The organism is Rhodococcus sp. R1101 (assembly GCF_000278445.1).
Lineage (GTDB): Bacteria > Actinomycetota > Actinomycetes > Mycobacteriales > Mycobacteriaceae > Rhodococcus > Rhodococcus gordoniae.
Genome location: NZ_AJVB01000602.1, coordinates 1 through 2,012, shown reverse-complemented (window position 1 = coordinate 2,012; position 2,012 = coordinate 1). Strand labels below are relative to the sequence as shown.

Genomic DNA, 2,012 nt, shown 5'->3' with positions numbered 1-2,012 from the left:
GGGGGTGTAGATCCGCAGGGGGAGAGGGATGCCGTCGCTCTCGTAGTGGGTCTCGTCCACGCGGTCGACGTCCTGCGGTGGGAGTTGGAGGTCGGTGAAGGTCGCGATCGTGGCGCGGACCTGCTCGACCGTCATCTGCGAGAACGACGTGAATCCCTGCTGCTCGAGTCCTGTGATGAGGCCGGCGGCGTGCTCGTCGAGTGCCATGGGTGTTTTCCTTCCGAGATGGGGAGAGGCGCGCTACGAGGCGGCCGGGACGGTGGCTTGTGCCGGGGCCAGGTCGAAGCCGACGTAGCCGCCCTCGACGATGTCCGCACAGGTCTGCCGATAGGTCGGGGCACCGCCCAGATAGACCATGCAGGCACGCGGTTTACCGGGGATGTTCGCGCCCATGTACCACGAGTCGGTCTGCGGCAGCAGCGTCTGTTCGGCGATCTCGGTGGTGGTGCGCACCCAGTCGGCTTCGGCTTCGGCGGTGGGTTCGATGACGTCGAGATCGTGTGCGCGCAGATACGCGATCGCGTCGGTCGCGAAGTCGACATGATCTTCGATGGCCAGCGGCATGTTGTAGAGCACCGAGGGCGACTGGGGCCCGGTGATCGTGAAGAGGTTGGGAAACTCGTCGATCATGATGCCGAGATAGGTGCGTGGCCCGTGCGCCCACTTGTCGGCCAGGCGCAGTCCGCCGCGTCCACGGATGTCCATGGCCATGAGCGGGCCGGTCATCGCGTCGAAGCCGGTCGCGAGCACGATGGTGTCGACCTCGTAGATGCGGTCGCCGACGCGCACACCGGTTTCGGTGATCTCGCTGATCGGGGTGCTCTTCACATCGACGAGGTGCACGTTGTCACGGTTGTAGGCCTCGTAGTAGTTCGTCTCGAGGGGGGGACGTTTCGTGGCGTAGGCATATCCCCGGGGTGCGAGCTTGTCGGCCTTGTCAGGGTCCTGCACCCGCTCGCGGATCCGTTCGCGGATGTACTCGGCGGCGGTGTCGTTGGCCTTCCTGTCGACGAGGATGTCCTGGAAGCTGTCGATGAACAGGCGGAACCCGCCCGCATTCCAGCGTTCGTCGAACACCCGCCGACGCTCCTCGGCGTCGACGGCCAGCGCCGACGGCCGGACCTGGTCGAACGGAACGCCCAGGAAGTGGTTGCGCGCGGCATCTCTCAGTTCGGGGTAGGCCTTCTTGGCCTCGTCGAGTGCCTGCGGGTCGAGCGGGCCGTTCCCGAGCGGGGTGGCGAACTGCGGTGTGCGCTGGAAGACCACCAGTTCCGCGGCCTGTTGCGCGATCAGAGGGATCGCCTGGATTCCACTGGCACCGGTGCCGATGACCGCGACGCGCCTGCCGGTGAAGTCGACGGGTTCGTGCGGCCAGTTGCCGGTGAGCAGGACTTCGCCGCGGAAGTTCTCGATCCCCCCGAACTCGGGCTTCTTGGGGACCGAGAGGTTACCGGCACCGGAGATGAACCACCGGGCCGTCACGGTCTCGCCGGTGTCGGTGCGGACCGTCCACCACGAGTTCTCGTCGTCCCAGTGCACACCGATCACCCGCGTGCCGAATGTGATTCCCTTCCGCAGGTCGAAGCGGTCGGCCACGTGGTTCAGGTAGCGGAGGATCTCCGGCTGCCCGGCGAACTTCTCGCTCCACTGCCACTCCTGCTGCAGGTCGTCGTCGAACGAGTAGGAGTAGTGGATCGACTCGATGTCGCAGCGGGCACCGGGATAGCGGTTCCAGTACCAGGTGCCACCCACATCGTCGCCGGCTTCGAAGACGCGCACCGACATGTTCATGGTGTCGCGGAGCTTGTGCAGCGCGTACAACCCGGCGAATCCGGCTCCTACGACGACGACGTCGGTGTCGGGGGTGATGGACGAAGTAGTCATCTGTCCTGGCTCCTCGGTATCGGGGATGTCGCTCCGGCGGGTGAACCGAAGGTCTGCATCGACGATGACGCGGATCACACTTGAGGACGCGGGGCGAATTACCCTATTCACTACCTGTGTTGGCCGTC

1 protein-coding gene and 1 pseudogene are annotated in these 2,012 nt (G+C 65.5%); both read right to left on the bottom strand.

Going from position 1 to position 2,012, the window contains the following annotated elements:
* A pseudogene (locus R1101_RS28160) lies at nucleotides 1-207 on the bottom strand (alpha/beta hydrolase); the annotation flags it as partial.
* 33 nt (nucleotides 208-240) lie between these two features.
* Nucleotides 241-1,884, bottom strand: a complete 1,644-nt coding sequence (locus R1101_RS0122190; RefSeq protein ID WP_026003587.1) for a flavin-containing monooxygenase — start codon at nucleotides 1,882-1,884, stop codon at nucleotides 241-243.
* Nucleotides 1,885-2,012: the final 128 nt, after the last annotated feature.

Coding starts and splice junctions, on each gene's coding strand:
- R1101_RS0122190 (WP_026003587.1), bottom strand. CDS start 1,884: ATGACTACTTCGTCCATCACCCCCGACACCGACGTCGTCGTCGTAGGA.